The sequence below is a fragment of the Xanthomonas arboricola pv. populi genome (assembly GCF_002939945.1).
GTDB classification, from domain to species: Bacteria; Pseudomonadota; Gammaproteobacteria; order Xanthomonadales; family Xanthomonadaceae; genus Xanthomonas; species Xanthomonas arboricola_A.
On the sequence record NZ_MDEB01000002.1, the window covers coordinates 582424 to 601523 of the forward strand.

At 65.9% G+C, this 19100-nt stretch carries 18 protein-coding genes, 1 tRNA gene and 1 pseudogene; 10 read left to right on the forward strand and 10 right to left on the reverse strand.

What is annotated here, in order from left to right; translation table 11 throughout:
• Positions 1-26: 26 nt before the first annotated feature.
• The 5 genes and pseudogenes from XaplCFBP3123_RS21200 to XaplCFBP3123_RS21905 form a co-directional block, all read left to right on the forward strand.
• Positions 27-185, forward strand: a complete 159-nt coding sequence (locus XaplCFBP3123_RS21200) for a glycoside hydrolase family 32 protein (protein ID WP_146091308.1) — start codon at positions 27-29, stop codon at positions 183-185.
• 61 nt (positions 186-246) lie between these two features.
• Positions 247-1356 (forward strand): hypothetical protein, encoded by a 1110-nt coding sequence (locus XaplCFBP3123_RS21680; RefSeq protein WP_253254169.1) that lies wholly within the window; start codon positions 247-249, stop codon positions 1354-1356.
• The gene (locus tag XaplCFBP3123_RS09090; RefSeq protein ID WP_104533730.1) at positions 1349-2587 is read left to right on the forward strand and encodes a DNA-methyltransferase; all 1239 of its coding nucleotides are present in this window, start codon (positions 1349-1351) and stop codon (positions 2585-2587) included. The genes XaplCFBP3123_RS21680 and XaplCFBP3123_RS09090 overlap by 8 nt, the downstream gene beginning before the upstream one ends.
• 60 nt (positions 2588-2647) lie before the next feature.
• Positions 2648-2974 carry a helix-turn-helix domain-containing protein gene (locus XaplCFBP3123_RS21900; protein ID WP_429001621.1) on the forward strand — a complete coding sequence of 109 codons (327 nt, stop codon included), beginning with the start codon at positions 2648-2650 and terminating at the stop codon, positions 2972-2974.
• Between the two features lie 317 nt (positions 2975-3291).
• A pseudogene (locus XaplCFBP3123_RS21905) lies at positions 3292-3798 on the forward strand (site-specific integrase); the annotation flags it as partial.
• Positions 3799-3940: 142 nt separating this feature from the next.
• Here the strand turns inward: XaplCFBP3123_RS21905 and XaplCFBP3123_RS09105 are convergent.
• Positions 3941-4016 (reverse strand) — tRNA-Phe (locus XaplCFBP3123_RS09105).
• 179 nt (positions 4017-4195) lie between these two features.
• On the opposite strand from XaplCFBP3123_RS09105, the gene XaplCFBP3123_RS09110 reads away from it, so the two are divergent.
• From XaplCFBP3123_RS09110 to dxs, 5 genes are all read left to right on the forward strand, one after another.
• Positions 4196-4732: a lipocalin family protein gene (locus tag XaplCFBP3123_RS09110; RefSeq protein WP_104533732.1), complete on the forward strand. Its 537-nt coding sequence runs from the start codon at positions 4196-4198 to the stop codon at positions 4730-4732.
• A 144-nt stretch (positions 4733-4876) separates the two neighbouring features.
• The gene (locus XaplCFBP3123_RS09115; protein WP_104533733.1) at positions 4877-5353 is read left to right on the forward strand and encodes an LEA type 2 family protein; all 477 of its coding nucleotides are present in this window, start codon (positions 4877-4879) and stop codon (positions 5351-5353) included.
• Positions 5354-5390: 37 nt separating this feature from the next.
• Positions 5391-7184, forward strand: a complete 1794-nt coding sequence (locus XaplCFBP3123_RS09120; protein ID WP_104533734.1) for an acyl-CoA dehydrogenase C-terminal domain-containing protein — start codon at positions 5391-5393, stop codon at positions 7182-7184.
• Positions 7185-7640: 456 nt separating this feature from the next.
• Positions 7641-8297: an HNH endonuclease gene (locus XaplCFBP3123_RS09125; RefSeq protein WP_104533735.1), complete on the forward strand. Its 657-nt coding sequence runs from the start codon at positions 7641-7643 to the stop codon at positions 8295-8297.
• Between the two features lie 370 nt (positions 8298-8667).
• On the forward strand, positions 8668-10584 hold the full coding sequence (gene dxs, locus XaplCFBP3123_RS09130) for a 1-deoxy-D-xylulose-5-phosphate synthase (RefSeq protein ID WP_104533833.1): 1917 nt from the start codon (positions 8668-8670) through the stop codon (positions 10582-10584).
• A gap of 137 nt (positions 10585-10721) precedes the next feature.
• Here dxs and XaplCFBP3123_RS09135 read toward each other — a convergent pair whose 3' ends face one another.
• The 9 genes from XaplCFBP3123_RS09135 to XaplCFBP3123_RS09175 form a co-directional block, all read right to left on the reverse strand.
• Entirely contained in the window at positions 10722-11978 is a 1257-nt protein-coding gene (locus XaplCFBP3123_RS09135) for a glycosyltransferase (RefSeq protein WP_104533736.1), read from the reverse strand.
• A complete protein-coding gene (locus XaplCFBP3123_RS09140; protein WP_104533737.1) occupies positions 11968-12579 on the reverse strand; it encodes a hypothetical protein in 612 nt (203 codons plus the stop codon). Before XaplCFBP3123_RS09140 ends, XaplCFBP3123_RS09135 begins: the two co-directional genes overlap by 11 nt.
• Positions 12557-13711: a glycosyltransferase family 21 protein gene (locus XaplCFBP3123_RS09145; RefSeq protein WP_104533835.1), complete on the reverse strand. Its 1155-nt coding sequence runs from the start codon at positions 13709-13711 to the stop codon at positions 12557-12559. The genes XaplCFBP3123_RS09140 and XaplCFBP3123_RS09145 overlap by 23 nt, the downstream gene beginning before the upstream one ends.
• Complete coding sequence (locus tag XaplCFBP3123_RS09150) at positions 13702-14661, reverse strand: NAD-dependent epimerase/dehydratase family protein (protein WP_104533834.1); 960 nt, start codon at positions 14659-14661, stop codon at positions 13702-13704. Before XaplCFBP3123_RS09150 ends, XaplCFBP3123_RS09145 begins: the two co-directional genes overlap by 10 nt.
• Positions 14658-15506 (reverse strand): MBL fold metallo-hydrolase, encoded by an 849-nt coding sequence (locus tag XaplCFBP3123_RS09155; protein ID WP_104533738.1) that lies wholly within the window; start codon positions 15504-15506, stop codon positions 14658-14660. The genes XaplCFBP3123_RS09150 and XaplCFBP3123_RS09155 overlap by 4 nt, the downstream gene beginning before the upstream one ends.
• Before the next feature lie 35 nt (positions 15507-15541).
• Positions 15542-16573 carry a 3-oxoacyl-[acyl-carrier-protein] synthase III C-terminal domain-containing protein gene (locus XaplCFBP3123_RS09160; protein ID WP_172453169.1) on the reverse strand — a complete coding sequence of 344 codons (1032 nt, stop codon included), beginning with the start codon at positions 16571-16573 and terminating at the stop codon, positions 15542-15544.
• A 135-nt stretch (positions 16574-16708) separates the two neighbouring features.
• Positions 16709-17728 carry a TraB/GumN family protein gene (locus XaplCFBP3123_RS09165; RefSeq protein ID WP_104533837.1) on the reverse strand — a complete coding sequence of 340 codons (1020 nt, stop codon included), beginning with the start codon at positions 17726-17728 and terminating at the stop codon, positions 16709-16711.
• A 79-nt stretch (positions 17729-17807) separates the two neighbouring features.
• Positions 17808-18269 (reverse strand): cupin domain-containing protein, encoded by a 462-nt coding sequence (locus XaplCFBP3123_RS09170; protein WP_104533739.1) that lies wholly within the window; start codon positions 18267-18269, stop codon positions 17808-17810.
• A gap of 35 nt (positions 18270-18304) precedes the next feature.
• Positions 18305-19096 carry a WecB/TagA/CpsF family glycosyltransferase gene (locus tag XaplCFBP3123_RS09175; RefSeq protein ID WP_104533740.1) on the reverse strand — a complete coding sequence of 264 codons (792 nt, stop codon included), beginning with the start codon at positions 19094-19096 and terminating at the stop codon, positions 18305-18307.
• Positions 19097-19100 lie beyond the last annotated feature (4 nt).

The window sequence follows — 19100 nt, forward strand, 5'->3', positions numbered from 1 at the left end:
TCCCTGATATAGAAAGCGAGTCTGCCATGATCAATCTTCACCCGAACGACAAGCTCGCCGCGCTGGACTGGGCGCTGAGCCGAGCGCGCGAAGCGGCCGTCAGCGATGAGCTGATCCGACTGACCCATCTACCAGCCCTGCAGCATCAGCGCGATCAGGCGCTGCGGGAGGCACGCGGTGGCTGATGGCTCTTTCGCTTTCAACTTTCCCTCACCGCAAGTGTCTTGTCTGCGCCAGAGCGAGAGCGTGGTCGACCTGTTCGCCGGCGGCGACGGCGCGAGCGAGGCGCTGAAACAAGCGCTGGGCGTCGATCCGGCGCTGGCCTACAACCACGATGAGTGGGCGATCGGCATGCACGCGGCCAACCATCCGCTGACGATCCACTACCGAGAGGACATCTGGCACGCTGACCCGCGCAAGGACGTCGCCGGCCGACCAATCGGCTGGTTCCATGCCTCGCCCGACTACACACACTTCAGCCAAGCTCAGGGTGCACAAACGCGCAGCCGCAAGACTCGCGTTTGCCAACTTCGCCGCTTCTGGACAGCAAGGCGTTGGGCAATGACCGATCCCAATCAAACAGCGGAAACTCAGTCAATCTGGCTCACGTCCGCTTTTTCTAAGCACGGCGCCAGCGATCTTTGCATCATCTACTCCACACTCCCTTACCGCAGCGGCACATGCCGACCTCACAGCCTCAAGATCGCTTGCAATCAGCGCCAGCACCGTAACAAGAAGCTCGTGCGCGCGTACAAGTTCCTCAACTGGCTGTTCATCAAGCAGGATTTTATAGTTGTTGTGTGTGGAGGCGAACATGCCCATGGCTCTGACCAACCTGGGTCCCGTCAGGTCGTCGAGATAGTGATATCGATCCGCCAACCTTTCCGTAAGTGGGAACGCTATCAGTCCCATGTTGCCCATGACGTCTTTCCGGTAGGTCAGGTTGGCGACAAAGTAGCCCTCGCTCTCCTGTTTCGACAGATGTGCATGCAGTTCAAGAAGGCGCTGGCGATTGGTGCTGATTTCTGCGGTTATTTGAATCAGCAGGAGAATTCGTTCTTTCTTGTCGCGTGCGAGCTGGCGGTCAGATTCCTTACTAGCCAAGCTGACAGCCAAATGACTCGCGTCGTTGGCTGCTTTTCCCAACCGATAGGTGACAAAGCCCAATACAGACGTCGTGATCACCGCCGCCAAGGCACCAATTGCCGCCCAGGCGTCCCACCACACGACGCATCCGTCTTGCCCAACCTGCCAACATTGACTGAGGCCAAGCCACCAATCCATTCCCTGACTCCCCTATGCGTCTATTCGCATTCTGCCATGGCTGCTATTCGCCAGGAGTTTGCCCATGGCTGACACCGTTCCTGGAAGCACCATCCGCGTAGGCAATTGCCTGCAAGTGATGCGCGGGATGCCCGAAGGCTCGGTCGACGCTATCGTCACGGACCCGCCGTACGGCCTGTCCTTCATGGGCAAGCACTGGGACTACGACGTGCCCAGCACTGCCATCTGGGCCGAGTGCCTACGTGTGCTCAAGCCGGGCGGCTACCTGCTGGGATTTGCCGCAACGCGCACGCAACACCGCATGGCTGTGCGCATCGAGGATGCCGGCTTCGAAATCAGGGACATGCTCGCATGGATCTATGGGAGCGGGTTCCCCAAGTCACTCAATGGCCCCTGGGGCGGTACCGCGCTGAAACCGGCATTGGAACCGATCACCATGGCGCGCAAGCCGCTGATCGGGACGGTAGCGGCAAACCATGCACTGCATAGAACCGGCGGCCTAAGCATTGATCCATGCCGTGTCGCCGCTGAGAGGATGCAGCCGAATACTGGCGCCGACGGCATGCCGCGGCGTAACGCTGATGAGCTGCGGGGCGCCGGCATAGTCACCCTGCCGGATCAACTCGGCCGATGGCCAGCAAACGTGATGCACGACGGCAGTGAGGAAGTACTCGCAGCGTTCCCGAATGCGCCAGGCCAACTGGCCAATGCCAGCACAAATAGCGATCAGCGCAAAACGCAGAACACTTACGGAGCGATGCGCCGCGGTCCGGGTGACGAGCCCAGCGCTGACAGTGAGAACGCCGGACAGGTTAACTCCCGGATGAAGCCCGGCATGCGGAGGATGGATGCTGGGAGCGCGGCGCGATTCTTCTACTGCGCCAAAGCCAGCAAGGCCGATCGAGACGACGGCCTGGAGTCACTCGAAGCGAAGCCGCACGCGCTATCGGGCGGAAGCTGCGCAGCGATCGCAGCCGGCGGCGACCTAGACCGAGTGCATTCGATTGGCTTGAATCGGGTGAAGGATCGGCGTAACAACCACCCAACGGTGAAGCCCACGGACCTGATGCGCTACCTGTGCCGGCTAGTGACGCCCGCAGGCGGAATCGTGCTGGATCCCTTCATGGGCAGCGGCAGCACCGGCAAGGCAGCAGCGCTCGAAGGCTTCACCTTCGTTGGCATCGAACTGGACCCGGCATACGCCGCGATCGCCGAGGCGCGCATCGCAGCCACCATCGAGGCAGCCGCGCGCGAAGCGGCACTGCCGACACAGATCGGCCTTCCACTTGGAGACGCGGCATGAAAAAGCCTCTCTCTGTCCAAATTTCCGGCCAAGCCGCTTATGACTGATCAATCCGAAGTCATGACGCTCCCACAGGCCGCTGATTATCTGAAGCTCCACCCAGTCACCCTCCGCGGAATGATGAAGACCCGCAAGCATCCACCTGGCCGCAAACTCGGCGGCCGGTGGCGATTCCATAAGTCGGCACTCGACGCCTACCTGTCTGGTGAACCATGGCAAGAAGTCCCTACATCCTCGTCGCACGCGGCAAGAAAAACACCTGGTACGTCCGCTACACCGACCCAAGCGGACAGCGCGTATTTCGAAGCACTGGGACTGCCGACCGGACGCTCGCAACCGAGTGGGCTTCAAAACTGCATGCGGAAACGTACCGCACGAGCCGCCTAGGCGAAAAACCCCAGCGCCGCTGGGTCGAAGCCGTGCCGCGCTGGCTGGCCGACAAGCAAGCCAAGCGCAGCCTCGGCAAAGACCTACATAACCTGCGTTGGCTGGATGCACATCTGCGTGAGAAAACGCTGGGGGAGATCGACTCGGATCTCCTTGCGGAGCTGCTGGTGCTCCGCATGGCCGAGCCTCGCGTGAAGCGTGCTGGCCGCAAGGATGAGCGCACCACCTCCCGCTGCACCGCTGAGAAGATGCTTGCACTGGTCCGCTCGATCCTGCGCGCGGCGCACAGCTGGGGGTGGCTAGACCATGTCCCTGCGATGCGCTTGCAAGAGAACGGCAAGGCAAAAGAGGACTACCGCTGGCTCACGGTCAGGGAGGCTGAGCGGTTGCACGACGAGTTGGCGGAGCATCTGCGTGCGCCCTATCTGTTTGCGCTGGCGACCGGCTGGCGCGAGCAGAATGTGTTGCGCCTGGAATGGAGCCGGATCGATCTGCGCCGCAAGGTGGCCTGGGTCGCCGGCACCCAGGTCAAGGCGAAGCGCGCGATCGGCTCACCGCTCAACGACCAGGCCATGGCCGTGCTGGCCACACAGAAGGGCAAGCACCCACGCTGGGTGTTTCCGAACGACGAAGGCGAGCCGTACGACCGCGGCAACAACCACGGCTTCAAGGCCGCCCAGCGGCGCGCCCGTATCGCGCCACTGCGTTGGCACGATCTGCGGCACACATGGGCCAGCTGGCACGTCATGGCCGGCACGTCGCTGCGCTCGCTCATGGAGCTGGGTGGCTGGCGCTCGTACCAATCCGTCTTGCGCTACGCTCACCTGTCGCCGGAACACTTGGCGATCGACGCAGCACGTTTACCGACTTTGGCAACTGGTGCAAAATCGGATCAAATCATTTGGAAGGCTGTTGGATCAGCAGCGACTAGAAGGAGCGAAATGCCCGCGCTGCAACGCTTAGAAATGGTGGCCGAGGACGGAATCGAACCGCCGACACGGGGATTTTCAATCCCCTGCTCTACCAACTGAGCTACTCGGCCACTATCGCAACATGCTGCCTGCGTTGCGAGGACGCGCATCATAGCGAGCAGGCGCAGTTTGGGCAAGCGTTGTGATGAACTTTGTTACGGGCCGGCGCGACGCCTGTGCTTTCCTGCACCGGTTCACGCCGCGCGGCGGGCGGCATGGCCTAGCCTGCGCAGGTCCCGAGGAGATTGTCATGCGCCTGCCCTGCCTGCTGCTGTCGTTCGCCTTGTTGCTGCCGCTGACGGCCGCCGCCCAACAGCCGGTGCGCGCGGTGCCGCAACTGGACATCTCCCGCTACGCGGGCCAGTGGCACGAGATCGCGCATCTTCCGGTGTCGTTCCAGAAGAAGTGCCGCAGCGACATCACCGCCAGCTACACCTTGCGCGACGATGGCCTGATCGGCGTGCGCAACGGCTGCCGCAGCGCCGATGGCGAGCTGACCCAGGCCGACGGAGTGGCGCGCCCGGTCGACGGCCAGCCCGGACAGTTGCAGGTGCGCTTTGCCCCGGAATGGCTGAGCTGGTTGCCGCTGGTGTGGGCCGACTATTGGGTGATCGCACTCGACCCGGACTACCAGTGGGCTGTGGTCGGCGAACCGGATCGCAACTATCTGTGGATCCTGTCGCGCTCGCCACAGATGCAGCGCGCGCAGTTCGAGCAGCTCAAGGCCCGGGCCGCGCAGATGGGCTACGACCTGTCGCCGCTGATCGTGGCTGCGCCGCTGCGTTGACTCGGTGGCCCGAGCGCGCGCCGCGCCGAGGCGCACGCCGCAACGCCTGCACCCTTACACGCCGCGAGGCAGCAAGGCAGCAAGGCAGCAACCGTACTGCGTAGTATTCTTGGCGCCGCCTCATCCCGCCAAGGACTTCAATACATGCGTCGCGCCTCCCGTCTCCTGATCGTCTCGCTGGCCTGCGGCCTGCTGCTGAGCGCCTGCGGCGGTGCGGTACGCCGCGTGTCCGAGCCGGCTGCCAGCATCCAGCAATTGACCGTGCGTGCCGACGGCTCCTGGTCGGTCGATCTGCGGTTGCAGAACTACAGCAGCATCCCGATGCAGTTCGAGCGCGTCGCACTGGAGATTTCCACAGGCGACCAGGTCGCCGGCAAGCTCGACCAGACAATCGGTATCTCGATCGGCCCGGAAACCGCCGACGTGGTGACCGTCAGCGTGCAGCCGACCTCGCTGGGCCGCATCACCGTCGCCGATGTGCTCGCCGCTGGCCGCTCGCTGCCTTACTCGCTCAAGGGCACGGTATGGGCGACGCCGCAGGACAAGAAGCAGCGCGATTTCAGCGTCGAGTCGCGCAACACGCTCAGCCCGGCCCCGGGCCTCAACGGCGTGCTGCGCTGACGCGCACGCCTTCCCGCACTCGTTTGAAGGATTCCGCATGAGCAGCTACACCGCCCCGCTGACCGATTTCCGCTTCGCCCTGCACGACGTGCTAGGCGCGCAGGCCCTGTTCGCCCGGCTCGGCTATCCCGACGCCAGCACCGACATCATCGACGCCGTGCTCGAAGAGGCCGGCCGCTTCACCGCGCAGGTGCTGGCGCCGCTCAACAGCATCGGCGACGAAATCGGCTGCGCCTTCGACAAGAGCACTCACGCGGTGACCACCCCGCCCGGCTTCCGCGCGGCCTACGACCAGTTCGTGGAAGGCGGCTGGAACGGGCTCACCGCCGAGACGCAATTCGGCGGCCAGGGCATGCCGCATACGCTGGGCGTGCCGTTGAGCGAAATGATCAATGCCGCCAACCTGGCCTGGGGCAACTTCCCGCTGCTCTCGCATGGCGCGATGGAAGCGCTGCGCCAGCACGGTGAAACCTGGCAGCAGGATGTCTTCCTCAAGCCGCTGATCGACGGCCGCTGGACCGGCACCATGTGCCTGACCGAGCCGCATTGCGGCACCGACCTGGGCCTGCTCAAGACCCGCGCCGAGCCCAACGCCGACGGCAGCTATGCCATCACCGGCACCAAGATCTTCATCACCGCCGGCGAGCACGATCTCACCGACAACATCGTGCATCTGGTGCTGGCCAAACTGCCGGATGCACCGGCCGGCGCCAAGGGCATCTCGCTGTTCGTCACCCCCAAGTTCAAGGTGGACCGCGAGGGCAACGTGGGCGAGTGCAACGCGCTGCACTGCGGTTCGATCGAGCACAAGATGGGTATCAAGGGCTCGGTGACCTGCGTGATGAACTTCGAAGGCGCGCAGGGCTATCTGGTCGGCAAGCCGCACAAGGGTCTGCAGGCCATGTTTACGATGATGAATACCGCGCGCCTGAGCGTGGGCCTGCAGGGCATCGGCCTGTCCGAGCGGGCGTATCAGAACGCGCTGCGCTATACCCGCGAGCGCCTGCAATCGCGCGCGCTCAGCGGCGCCAGGTTTCCCGACAAGCCGGCCGACCCGATCATCGTGCATCCGGACGTGCGCCGCATGCTGCTGACCATCAAGTCGCTGACCGAGGGCAGCCGCCTGCTCGCGCTGCATGCTGCCAGCCTGGTCGACGTGGCCCACCGCGGTGCCACCGAGCAGGAACGTGCCGACGCCGAGACCCTGGTGAGCTTCCTCACCCCGATCTCCAAGGCCTGCCAGACCGAGTGGTCGATCGAGAACACCTACCACGCGCTGCAGTGCTTCGGCGGCCACGGCTACATCCGCGAATACGGCATGGAGCAGCTGGCCCGCGACGCACGCATCACCACCATCTACGAAGGCACCACCGGCATCCAGGCGCTGGATCTGATCGGCCGCAAGACCGCTGCCAGCCAGGCGGCAGGACTGAAGCTGTTCCTGGCCGATGTGGAAACCTTTGCCAATGCACAGGAAGGCAACGCAGCGCTGGCCGAGTTCATCAAGCCACTGCGCGACAAGTGCAGCGAGTGGGCGATGCTGACCCGCGACGTGCTCGATCGCGCCGCCCGCAACCCGGACGAACTCGGTGCCGCCAGCTACGACTACCTGTTCTATTCGGGCTATGTGGTGCTGGCGTACTGGTGGGCGCGTAGCGTGGCCGCTGCCGATGCTTCCGCGCACGGCGAGGACTTCAAACGTGCCAAGCGCGAAACCGCCCGCTTCTACTTCGCACGCGTGTTGCCGCGCACGCTGACCCATGCCGCCACCATCCGCAGCGGCGCCACGCCGTTGATGACGCTGGAAGCGGAACTGTTCGGCGAAGCCTGAGCAAGCGCCATCCTCGCGGCGAGCTGCCGCCGTCGTAACAGCGGCCCTGGCCGCGATGAGGCATCACCGATCGGCGAAACCTCGCGCCCAGGTGCGCTCCTACGGCAACATCCCAGGATTCCGCCGCTGTCGTAGGAGCGGACCTGGCCGCGACGAGGCATCACCGATCGGCGAGACGTCGTGCCCGGGTACGCTCCTACGGCAACATCGCAGGATTCCGCAGCTGTCGTAGGAGCGGACCTGGCCGCGACGAGGCATCACCGATCGGCGAGACGTCGCGCCCGGGTACGCTCCTACAGCTAAACAAGGCCTGCGACGCGTCCGAAGATTGATGACGCAGCACGGCGGCATCGCGGCCGGGCGGAGACGTGCTGATCCCCTGATTGCAAGACGCGCGCCAAAGCGGTTCGCTGCGATACACAAACTGTCAACGATCGGGTATAAGCTGTTTTCCCGATGGAGACAGACACGCACGCAGGTGATGTGATCTTCCCCGGAGGCTGTTCTGCTCCGGTCGCGGGCAGCGCTGTCGGTGCGATCCGGCAACTTCCCACGTTGCGCCTGCTCTCGCTCGATGCGCATGGTCGCGTACTGGACTGGATCAACTGGCAGGACGCCGCCTGTCTGTACGCACGCGATGCGGTGTCCTGGACGCTGGGCGAGCCCTGCATGCAGATCCATGGCGGCATCTCGCGCCTGACCGGCGAGCGCAGCGTGCTGGAATTGCATCCCATCATCGCTGCACGCGGGCACGCGCGTTCGCGTGCGCTGGACCCGACGCCGACCCTCAGCAACACCGCCCTGTTCGCGCGCGACTCGCAGTTGTGCATGTATTGCGGCCAGCACTTCAGTCGCCCGCATCTGACCCGCGATCACGTCATGCCGGTGTCCAAGGGCGGCCGCGACAGCTGGGAGAACGTGGTCACCGCCTGCTTCCAGTGCAACTCGCGCAAGGCCAACCGGACGCCACAGCAGGCGCATATGCCGCTGCTGGCCGTGCCGTATCGCCCCAGCTGGATCGAACATCTGATCCTGTCCAATCGCAACATCCTCTCCGACCAGATGGCGTTCCTGCGCGCGCAGTTGCCCAAGCGCTCGAAACTGTCGCTGTAGTCCGCTATGTGCTGGCTCGGCACGACGATCCGGCTTGAGCGCCGAGTACGAGCGTCGGTCTCGGCCGACCGGGAGAAGGCGTCGCATACCGTGTCGAGCGCGTCGGTTCACGACGACCCATCGCCCGCGCCTCTCCTCCCACTGCGCGCTGGCTCCACCCGAGAGCCCTACGAACGTCCACGCAACACCCCCGACCCCTGATCCGTGCCCCTGACCCGGGTGCGGCAGATTGCCGCAGCCCTGAGCACTCGGCACGCGCGCCTGCACTGCCGACGGGCGCTGCCATCACTTCCCGCTGACAGCTGAACCGGTTTGCTTGCCGGGCCTTCGCATGGGGAGGACAATACGGATTCAGAACATTGACACGATGATGATCGACTCCACCCGCTATCCGCGCCTGTCCCGCATCCAGACCCCCGACGATCTGCGCACTTTCGACGAGGCCGATCTCACCGCGATCGCCGAAGAACTGCGTGCCTACCTCATCGAATCGGTGGGCAAGAGCGGCGGGCATTTTGCGGCCGGCCTGGGCGTGATCGAACTCACCGTCGCCCTGCACTACCTGTATCAGACCCCGGTCGATCAGCTGGTGTGGGATGTGGGCCATCAGACCTACCCGCACAAGATCCTCACCGGCCGCCGCGACCAGATCCACACGGTCAAGCAGAAGGACGGCGTGGCGCCGTTCCCCAAGCGCGAAGAGAGCGTCTACGACACCTTCGGCGTCGGTCATTCCTCGACCTCGATCTCGGCCGCGCTGGGCATGGCGATCGCCGCGCAGTGCAATGGCGACGAGCGCAAGGTGGTGGCGGTGATCGGCGACGGCGCGATGACCGCGGGCATGGTCTACGAGGCGCTCAATCATGCCGGCGGCATGGACCCGGAGCCGAACCTGCTGGTGATCCTCAACGACAACCGCATGTCGATCTCCGAAGCGGTGGGCGGGCTGACCAAGATGCTGGGGCGTGCCAGCGGCAGCCGCACCCTCAACGCCATCCGCGAGGGCGGCAAGAAGATCCTCGGCGACAAGAAGAACAACCCCACCGCGCGGTTCGTGCGGCGCTGGGAAGAACACTGGAAAGGCATGTTCGTGCCGTCCACGCTGTTCGAGGAAATGGGCTTCCACTACACCGGCCCGATCGACGGCCACGACCTGCCCGGCCTGGTCGGCGCACTGAAGACCCTGAAGACGCTCAAGGGCCCGCAGCTACTGCATGTCATCACCACCAAGGGCAAGGGTTACGAGCTGGCCGAAGGCGACCAGATCGGTTACCACGCCGTGGGTCCGTTCGACCCGAGCAAGGGCCTGGTCGCCAAGGCCGGCGCCAAGAAGCCGACCTATACCGATGTCTTCAGCGACTGGGTCTGCGACATGGCCGCGGCCGAGCCCAAGCTGCTGGTGATCACTCCGGCGATGCGCGAAGGCTCCGGGTTGGTGCGTTTCAGCAAGGAATATCCGCAGCGCTATTTCGACGTGGCGATCGCCGAGCAACACGCGGTGACGCTGGCCGCCGGCATGGCGACCCAGGGCGCCAAACCGGTGGTGGCGATCTACTCCACCTTCCTGCAGCGCGGCTACGACCAGCTGGTGCACGACGTCGCGGTGCAGAAGCTCGACGTGCTGTTCGCGATCGACCGCGGCGGCGTGGTCGGCCCGGATGGCGCCACTCACGCCGGTAACCTGGACCTGAGCTTCCTGCGCTGCGTCCCGCACATGGTGGTGATGGCGCCGGCCGACGAGGCCGAATGCCGTCAGATGCTGACCACCGGCGTGCGTTACGAAGGCCCGGCGGCAGTGCGCTACCCGCGCGGCACCGGCCCGGGCAGCGCGCTCGACGCATCGCTCACCAGCTTGCCGATCGGCAAGGCGCAGCTGCGTCATAGCGGCACACGCATCGCCTTGCTGGGTTTCGGCGCAGGCGTGGATGCGGCAGAAGCGGTCGGCCGCGAGCTCGGCCTGACCGTGGTCAACATGCGCTTCGTCAAACCGCTCGATAAAGCCATGCTGCTGGAGCTGGCCAGCAGCCACGAAGGCTTCGTCACCATCGAAGACAACGTCGTTGCCGGCGGCGCCGGTTCCGGCGTGGCAGAACTGCTCAACGCCGAAGCGGTCAGCATGCCGATGCTGCACCTGGGCCTGCCGGACAGCTTCCAACACCACGCCAGCCGCGAAGACCTGCTGGCCGAAGCCGGCATCGACCAGGCCGGCATCCGCGCCGCGGTGCTCAAGCGCTGGCCGCAGTTGATGGCAGGCAAGCCGCCCGCGTTGAATGCCGCTGCAGGCTGAGGCCTGCGCTGGTTGCATGCGGCGGGAGTTGCGGCAGGCGGTTGCAGAATCGCCTGCCTATGCCAGTGGGGCCGTATGCCGCGTGTTGACGCTGATACATTGACGCGAAACGCGACCCGGTCCCGCGCAATAACGTATTAAACCTGCGTCACCGCACCGGTGCGTGCAAACACCTCCACCAGCCGCACGATGCGCGCCTGCGCATCGATGGCGTGCAGCTCTGTCTGCAATCCACGCACGCCCGCTGGCAGCCCGGTGGTGGCAAGTGCCTCGCGCAACAGCGCAGGCAGACCATCCAGCTCGCGCAGCCACAACGCCGCACCTGCGCGCTGCAGGCGCGCGGCATGGTCGAACTGATCGTAATCCAGCGGATAGACGATCGACGGCAGTCCCGCAGCCAGGCAGGCATACAGGATGCCGGCACCGCCATGATGGACGACCAGATCGTAGCGATGCAGCTGCTGCGCGTAGTCCACGTACGGCAGACGCTGGTAGTTGCCGTGCGTCTGCGCTGGCGGGGCGGCGGTATCGCCATCGCTGAAATGGAAGATCACCTGCGGAAGCTGCACCGCCACGGCACGCAGCACCTGGTCCATCCGCTGCTTGACCCATTGCAGATGCGTGCCCAGCGTCACCAGCACATGCCGACGCCCGGAGACGAACTGCGGCGGCGCAACCGTCGCTGGCGGCGTGCACAGCTGCGGCCCGACGAAGCGCACCGCCGCCGGCCAGCGCCGTGCCAACTCGAACGACGGCAACCCCAGGGCCAGGATGCAGTGCGGCGAATACACCGCCTCGCTGCGGTCGCTGCGATAGATCGCCGGCAATCCGGATGCGCGCATCCGACGGCGATAACACAGGTGCAGGCTCCGTTTGAATCCACGCGTCAGCCGCCGCGCCATCGCCTGCCAGATCCGCTGCGCTGCCGTGGATGGCGGAAGCAGGCCGCCGAAATACGCCGGAGGCCCGTCGCCGGTTTCGATCACGCATGGCGACGGCATGCTGCTCCACCAGGCGATGCCCATCGCCTGCGCCGCCAATCCCGCGCTGGGCAAGGTGAAATCGGCGATCACCAGGTCCGGCCTGTGGTCGCGCCAGCGCTGCCGTACCGCATCGCCCACCCGCGCCATCAGACCAAGCGCGCTGTGCAGCTGTCGGCGCAGCCGCAAGGGATTGTGGCCCACCGCATGCGGCGGATTGGCGATGTCGAGCAAGTGTCGGTCGGCTTGCGCATCCAGCACGCCGACGCCGCTCAGCCCGCAGGCATGGATGCGCGCCAGCGCCGCCGGCGTGCTGATGACGTGGACCTCGTGATGTGGCGCCAACTGCCGGGCGATCGCCAGGATCGGATGCAGATGCCCGCTATACGGCGGCGCGATCAGATCAATGCGCATGTTCCCTCCCCTGCACTGCCTGCTCGAGCTGCGCGATAAAGGCCAGGCAATCGGCCAGCACCGTCGCATCGCGCAGATAGTCCATATGCCCGCACGCAGGGGTCAGATCTGGCGCACCGCCGAACAGCGTGCGCGAGATCCAGTCGCCGCTGCCCTGGACGAGACGCAGCTGTCCGAACGGCGCAGGCGCACTGCACACCGGGCCATAGGCGAACACCGCAAGACGCGCGCGCAGCGCTTGCGGCAGTTGTAACCCTGTCAGCAACTGCAGGCCACAACTGCCGGCCAACAGCACCGTCGTCGGCGCCTGCTCCAGCAGCGCCACCACGCGCATGCGATCGGCAGCCGCAACGCGTGCGGCGCGCGCTGCCAGATACTGGCGCGCGTTGGAGACGCTGGCGCGCCACAGCGGTGTGCGCCGGTGCGGTGGGCCCGCGGAGCGATACGGATAATTGCAGTCGATCAGCCGCCGGCCCGCGCCGTGTAGCTGCTGCAGAAACTGCCGTTGTTCCCCGCTCAACGCGCAGCGCTCCGGATCGCTTTGCCCGGTGAGGAAGGCAATCTGCAGAGTGGCGCCGTCAGTCCGCACGAAAACGCCCATCCGGCAACACGCGATAACGCCGGGTGCGCCAGCGGATCGTGCGCACCAGCGCAGCATGCAGCAGATGCAGCGGCTGCAGGCACTCCGCAACAACCGACAGCAGCGGACGGTGGCGCACCGCGCCGGTCACCCGCCATTGCACCAGGCACAGCAGCAGCGCACGCAGCAGCACGATGCACAGCACACAGGCCACTACCGGCCAGCTCGCCTGCAGGCAGGCGAAGGCCAGCAAGGCCAGCAGCAACAACGGCGGCAGCCCCTGCAGCAGGCCGATGGCCAGGCCCACGCCCACTGTCTGCCGACGCAGCAGGATCGACGCGAACAGCATCCATCGGTGCATCTGGCGCGCGTAGCTGGCCAGATCCGGCATCGCGGTGCGCATCGCCACCGGCGCGATGGATTGGTGCAGTCGCCCGCCGCGCTCACGCACCAACGTGGCAACGGCCAGATCGTCGGTGAGCTGCTGCAGTAACGCGGCAAACCCGCCCCAGGCGCGCAGTTGCTCGGTCCGCGCGGCATAGCACATGCCGTTGATGGTCAGCGGCGCGGCGAACGGCAGCCAACCCAGATAGGTCAGTGCCGCGTTGTTGTTGACGAACTGCGACAACAGCCGGCCTGCCAGCGTGGTGCTGTCCTGGTAGTACGGCAATGCGGTGACCACATCTGCGTCGGTCAGATCCTGCAACAAGCGTGCGAGCGCATCACTGCTCAACTGTGCATCGTCGTCGAGGATCAGGCTGACCGGCGCGCGCACATGCGCCAGCGCGTGGTCGAGCTTCCAGGCCTTGGGGTTGATGCCGGCTGGCGCGGCCGGCACCTGCATGCGCTCGATGCGGACATGCGGATGCAGTGCGACCAAGGCGTCGGCAACGGTATTTCCCGGGATATCGTCTGCATCCAGCAACCAGACAAACTGCGCGTCGGACAACGCTTGCAGATTGGCGGCAAGCACCTGCTGCAAATGCGCATCGCCACCCAGCACGGGCTGCAGAATCGCCACCTCCGCCGGGGTTGCGTTGGCGCCACCCGGTGGCCGCGCACGCGCACCACGCATCACCCACAGCACCGCAGCCGTCTTGACCGTCAGCACCGCCAGATAGGCAGCTGCCAGTCCCAGGACGACTACGCCCACTGCGCCGCCTGCCAACGCACGAATGCCTCGATACCCTGTTCCAGACTGACGCTGGGAGGCCCGAGATCGGCGAGCGTGCGTCGTGGATCGAAGGTCTTGGAATAGGCGAACGCGCCCACGCCAAAGCGGGTGATCGGCGGTTCACCGCGCAGGCGCAGCACGCGATATGCCGCCTCCACCACGCTGGCCATGCGCAGCGCAGTGGCGATGCGCACCTCGCGTCGCGGCAGCGGCAGCTGCAGGCGCGTGAGCAGGTCCAGCAACAGCTGCTGCAGATCCACCGGCTGCGCATTGGTGAGGTTGTAGGCCGGCTGCAACTGCGGCGCCGTCGCAGCGCGATAGAGGTAATCGCACAGCGTATCGATGTAGATCAGGTCGCCGATCACCGGCTGCGTCTGGCCGACGAAGCGTGGCAGCGCCCCCTTGCGCGCAGCGGCGATCACGCGCGGGAACAGCACCGTGTCCCCGGGCCCGAACACCGCACGCGGGCGCAGCACGGAGGTGTCGCCCGGATACGCGTCGAGCAAGGTTTCACCCAGATACTTGGTTTGCGCATAGGTGTTGACGAACTGCGGCCCGATCGGGCTCTCTTCGCTGAGGTCGTATTGATGTTCCTCGCGATAAAACACCGAACTGGACGACACATACAGCAGACGCGGACAGCCATGGCGCTTGCAGAACGCGATGACGTTGGCGGTGGCCTGGACGTTGTGCCGCTGGAACTGCGCGCGCGTGCCCCACGGCGAGGCCAATGCCGCGGCGTGGATCACTACATCCGGCTGCCACTGTAGCGAGAACGGCTGGCTCAGATCGATGCGATGGTAGTTGGGCAGATCGCTGGCACGACGACCGATGCCGTGGATCTCCACACCCGGCTGCCCCTGAAAACGTCGCAGGAAGGAGCCACCGACAAAGCCGGATGCGCCGGTCACGAGAATACGCAGGCTCATCGCCACTCCGGTTGATAACGGTCAAGACTGGGTTGGCAATGCGAAGGCAGGATGGCCAACTCGGGATGTGCAAGCGACAGCGCGTGCAGCTGCTGCACGGTGCGTCGGAACGCGTGCCAATCGTGCATCAATAACCGCGTGGGCCAGGCGGGCCACTGCAGCGTCGCCCAGGTCGCCGACGACCACACCGCGTCGGCGCACAGCAACACCTCGCGGTCGTGTTGATCGCGCAACCACAGGCCCATCTGCCCGGGCACGTGCCCGGGCAAGGGCACGGCCAGCACGCTGCCGTCTTCGAATAGATCGTAGGCCGCGCCAAGGCCTTGCCAGGCGCCGGTCAGCGCGCGCAACGGCGCTTGCTCGGCAAACTGCAGGCGTCGATCGAAATCGGCCGGCAACAGCTGCGGCAACAAGGCACGCCGCAGGCCGCCGACGCGCGAACAATTGCGCAACTGTTGATAGTCCGCGCGCAGGCAGATGAAGCGCGCGTTCGGCAGATCGCACAGACCGCCGACATGGTCGGCATGAAAATGCGAAATCAGGCACCAGGCGATCTCCTCCAGCTGCACACCACGGCGTGCCAGCTGTGCGCCCAGCGTTTCGTGCGCGGGCAAGCGCACCGGCGTGGTCCAGCGATACAGGCGCTCGGGCCAGGGATCGGTCGCGCGGAAAAAATGCGCGGCATAGCCGGTGTCGTACAACAGCGCGCCGCGCTGCGGATGCCGGATCAGCACGCTCAACGCGGGGAATTCCACGGCATGCCAGTGGCCGTCCGCACGCACCATGCGCTCGCAATGGCGGCAATGGCCGATGCGCAGCAACTCAAGCGACACGCGCGGCGGCATCAGGGCGCGACCTGGTCGGAACATGCGCACACGCCCTAGTACCGCAACACCATGCCGCCGATCGCCAGCCCGGCACCGGTACCGAGCAGCGCGAACAGATCGCCGCGCTGCACGCGTTGCTCGACCCGGGCGTGATGCAAGGCATGCGGCAGCGATGCGGCGACCTGGTTGCCGGTGGCCCGCAGGATGCGAATCACCTGATCGGGACGCAGCCCCAGCGCCTGCACCACATGCTCCAGACCGCCACCGGAGGCCTGGTGCGGGACCAGGCAGCGCAACGCTGCGGTGGTGGTGCCGGCCTCGCACAGCAGTTGTTCCCAGAATGCAGGCAGATGGCGTGCCGCGAACCGATAGGCGCCACGCCCATCCATGCTGAAGGTGCGCAAGGCATCGGGCGACTGTTCTTCGCCGCGCGGATAGCGGGTGCCGCCGCCGCGAATGCGGCACAGCTCCGCGCCATCGCCATAGCTGGCCAGGCGGCTGGACAGCAGTGCCGAGCCATCATCGGCGGCGCTGCGCGCCACGACCACTGCTGCCGCACCATCGCCGAACAAGCCGGCCGTGGCCGGCGCAGACGCATCCAGCCCGCGCGATGCCACCTCGCTGGAGACGATCAACACGTGTCGGTAGCGCCCGAGCGCCAACGCATTCGCGGCCATGTCCAGCGCCACCAGAAAGCTCAGGCAGGTCGCGTTGATGTCGAAGGCAGGAATACCCGAATCGCCCAGCCCGAGCGCGCGCTGGATCAGCACCGCCTGGCAGGGAATCGGCTGCTCCATGACGCTGCAGGCCGAGATCAGGCAATCGATCTGACCGGCGTCGATGCCCGCGCTTGCCAGCGCCTGGGTCGCCGCTGCCGCACCCATCGACGAGGCCGTCTCGCCCTCGCCCACGTAATGGCGCGTGGCCACCCCCGAGCGCGCGAAGGTGGTGCCCGCCGGCAGCTGCCAGCGTTGATCCAGCTGTTGCGAGGTCACCTCCGTGGCGGGGACATGGCGCCCGGTGCCCAGAATGCGCAGCGGCAATGCGTTCAACACGGAGGTCTCGTTGGACAAGGCGCGCAGCATACCGTGGCGGGCGTGGGCCGGGCCGATCGGTCACCGGATCGCGCGGTGCGCACCGCCTGCCGGCGAGGACAGCGAGCGCTCAGCCGCTCACCACCTCGTTCCAGTCCACGATCGACGCGCATGCGTGCCCACGTTTCAGGGCGCGTCCACCACGTATCCCAGCGCCTGCAGTCGCGCCAGATAGCCATCCGTCGCGATCAGCCGGCTGATCGGCAGCACCGCGAAGGTGCTGCGATTGCGTTGCAGCGCGGCGGTGGCGATGCTCAACCAGTGCTCGCGCATGCGCCGTTCCAGATCGTCGATGCCGCGCTTCCTGGCGGCGCCGGAACTGGCCATGGCGCTCATGCAGGCCGCTTGCGGATCTTCGCGTGGCAACTGGCGCAGTGCCTCGATGTCGCCCACCGACCAGGCGTTGGCGCGCTCGACCATCGTGGGCAGGTCGCGCTCGACGGTGACCAGGATGCTGCGAAAGCACGCGGTATCGTCCATGCCGCCGGCGCGGAACTCCTTGATGGCCTGGCGCGGGTCGGCGATCTTGTAATCCAGTGCGGTGGGGGTCGGCTTGATCCCGGCACGCTTGGCGGCACGCTCCACCACCGACCAGATCACCGGCGAGCGTGCCAGGCCGGAGCGCTTGATCGCCGCCTGATACAACTCACCGGCGGCAAGCATCGGGCGTTTGCGCTCCACTCCACGGTCGCTGCCGAGATAGCGTGCCTTGGCAACCGACCAGCGCGCATACAGCTCGGCCGGCAGCAGCTCGCGCAGTTCGCGGCCGTCCTCGTTCTTCATCGCCTTCATCGCCGAGGGCAGCAAGGTCAATTTGCCGAACAACCCCATGTCCGCATCGATCTGGACGGTCGGTGCCATCAGCACCTGCTGCGACTGGGCGATGATCGTTTCCACCTCGGTCGACCGCCACTGCAGCCGCTTCGGCAGTGGCGACACGGTGCCCAGGATCCACAGCACATGATCGCCCTTGCTGACCTTCCACAAACCCGGGCCGGGCTGCACGCCGCGTACCACCATCGCTTCCAGGTCGACCACGGCCGGTGGCGACGGCGCGGCCGCCTGCGGCTTCGTTCCATCGCTGGCGGCCGCCAGCAACGAGACCAGCATCGCTCCCACGCCGCATACCGCCCGCTGGCCTTGCATCACGTCTCGCCCCCTGTGTGAGAGGCGGACACTACGCCAAGCCGGCCATGGCCGCGTTAGGGAAACGTTCGCCGATGGCTCAGCGTGGGTCCAGGCTGGCCAGCTGCACAGCCAGCGGCGAGGCGCCGTCGAGCAGTGCGAACCCCTCCCACACGAACCCCGGCGAGACCGTGCAGCCCACCAGGGTGAAATCACCAAGCGACCGCGCCGCCTGCCAGCACCCTGCTGGCACCACGTGCATCGGCTCGCCGCGCCCGGCGGCATCCAGAATCAGGCGTTGCAGCTGTCCGCTGGCCTCGTCGTAGATCGACAGCTCCAGCGCATCGCCTTGCTGCCAATGCCAGCTTTCGTCCGCATCCACGCGATGCCAGGCGCTGGATTCGCCGGCAGCGAGCAGGAAGCGGATGGCGGTCAACGCCGGGCGCGGCGGGCCACCCTCGGTCACCTGGCGCGCAGACGCATACACACGACGGAAATGCCCGCCCTCGGGATGCGGGGCGAGTTCGAGCGAACGGATCAGGTTGGCGGCGGTCGGATGCATGCCTAGATGCTAAGCCAGCCAACGCCGCGCGTGCATCACGGCAGTTGCTTGCCCGCACGCAGGCAGGTGCGGAAGAACACCAGCAAATCCCAGCTATAGCGCTTGAGCAGACGACGCGGCTCGTTGAGCAGCCGGTACATCCACTCCATATGCAGGCGACGTACCCAATCCGGCGCACGTTTGGCGGTGCCGGACAGGAAATCCAGCAACGCGCCGACACCGAACACCAGGGGCACGTTCAAGGCCTGGCTGTGATCCAGGATCCAGCGCTCCTGCAGCGGGTTGCCGAAGGCCACCAGCAGCACGTCGGCGCCCGAGCGATTGATGCGCTCGGCCAGGCCCTCGCCGGCTGCGGCAAATTCGCCGTAGCCGTCGCACATGCCCACCACCTGCTGGCCCAGTGTCCCGGTCAAGGTCGCGGCAGCGGTCTTGCCCACGCCCGGGCGACCGCCGAGCAGGAAGAACTTGAGCGGCTGCGCGGCTTGGCGACATAGATATGGAATCAGGTCGGTGCCATTGAGGTTGCCGGCAAAGCGGCGGCCATGGATCAGGCGTGCTGCCAGATCCATGCCGATGCCGTCATTGACGATGCGCACGCTGGGCTCGCGCATGCGCAGGCGCAGTGCCTGGCATTGCACGATGAAATTGGTGTTGGCAAAAAACACCCGGCGTGGTTGCCGGGCGGCCAACGCGTGAAACAACTCCAGTGCAAACGCTTCCTGCGTGGTGGAGAGCACCGGAAATCCGCCGAGCGGAATCACCACGCCCTGCGGCGTCGCGTCGGCGGTTGCTGTCGTCTCCGTATCCACGTGCCGGCCCTGCATCATCGAA

Excerpts from the sequence above, each read along its gene's own strand:
- XaplCFBP3123_RS09115 (WP_104533733.1), top strand. The coding sequence starts at position 4,877 with ATGCGTCGCGCCTCCCGTCTCCTGATCGTCTCGCTGGCCTGCGGCCTG.
- XaplCFBP3123_RS09125 (WP_104533735.1), top strand. The coding sequence starts at position 7,641 with ATGGAGACAGACACGCACGCAGGTGATGTGATCTTCCCCGGAGGCTGT.
- XaplCFBP3123_RS21900 (WP_429001621.1), top strand. The coding sequence starts at position 2,648 with ATGACGCTCCCACAGGCCGCTGATTATCTGAAGCTCCACCCAGTCACC.
- XaplCFBP3123_RS09135 (WP_104533736.1), bottom strand. The coding sequence starts at position 11,978 with ATGCGCATTGATCTGATCGCGCCGCCGTATAGCGGGCATCTGCATCCG.
- XaplCFBP3123_RS09155 (WP_104533738.1), bottom strand. The coding sequence starts at position 15,506 with ATGCCGCCGCGCGTGTCGCTTGAGTTGCTGCGCATCGGCCATTGCCGC.
- XaplCFBP3123_RS09140 (WP_104533737.1), bottom strand. The coding sequence starts at position 12,579 with ATGGGCGTTTTCGTGCGGACTGACGGCGCCACTCTGCAGATTGCCTTC.
- XaplCFBP3123_RS09160 (WP_172453169.1), bottom strand. The coding sequence starts at position 16,573 with ATGCTGCGCGCCTTGTCCAACGAGACCTCCGTGTTGAACGCATTGCCG.
- XaplCFBP3123_RS09150 (WP_104533834.1), bottom strand. The coding sequence starts at position 14,661 with ATGAGCCTGCGTATTCTCGTGACCGGCGCATCCGGCTTTGTCGGTGGC.
- XaplCFBP3123_RS09165 (WP_104533837.1), bottom strand. The coding sequence starts at position 17,728 with ATGCAAGGCCAGCGGGCGGTATGCGGCGTGGGAGCGATGCTGGTCTCG.
- XaplCFBP3123_RS09090 (WP_104533730.1), top strand. The coding sequence starts at position 1,349 with ATGGCTGACACCGTTCCTGGAAGCACCATCCGCGTAGGCAATTGCCTG.
- XaplCFBP3123_RS09170 (WP_104533739.1), bottom strand. The coding sequence starts at position 18,269 with ATGCATCCGACCGCCGCCAACCTGATCCGTTCGCTCGAACTCGCCCCG.
- XaplCFBP3123_RS09175 (WP_104533740.1), bottom strand. The coding sequence starts at position 19,096 with ATGATGCAGGGCCGGCACGTGGATACGGAGACGACAGCAACCGCCGAC.
- XaplCFBP3123_RS21200 (WP_146091308.1), top strand. The coding sequence starts at position 27 with ATGATCAATCTTCACCCGAACGACAAGCTCGCCGCGCTGGACTGGGCG.
- XaplCFBP3123_RS09110 (WP_104533732.1), top strand. The coding sequence starts at position 4,196 with ATGCGCCTGCCCTGCCTGCTGCTGTCGTTCGCCTTGTTGCTGCCGCTG.
- dxs (WP_104533833.1), top strand. The coding sequence starts at position 8,668 with ATGATCGACTCCACCCGCTATCCGCGCCTGTCCCGCATCCAGACCCCC.
- XaplCFBP3123_RS09120 (WP_104533734.1), top strand. The coding sequence starts at position 5,391 with ATGAGCAGCTACACCGCCCCGCTGACCGATTTCCGCTTCGCCCTGCAC.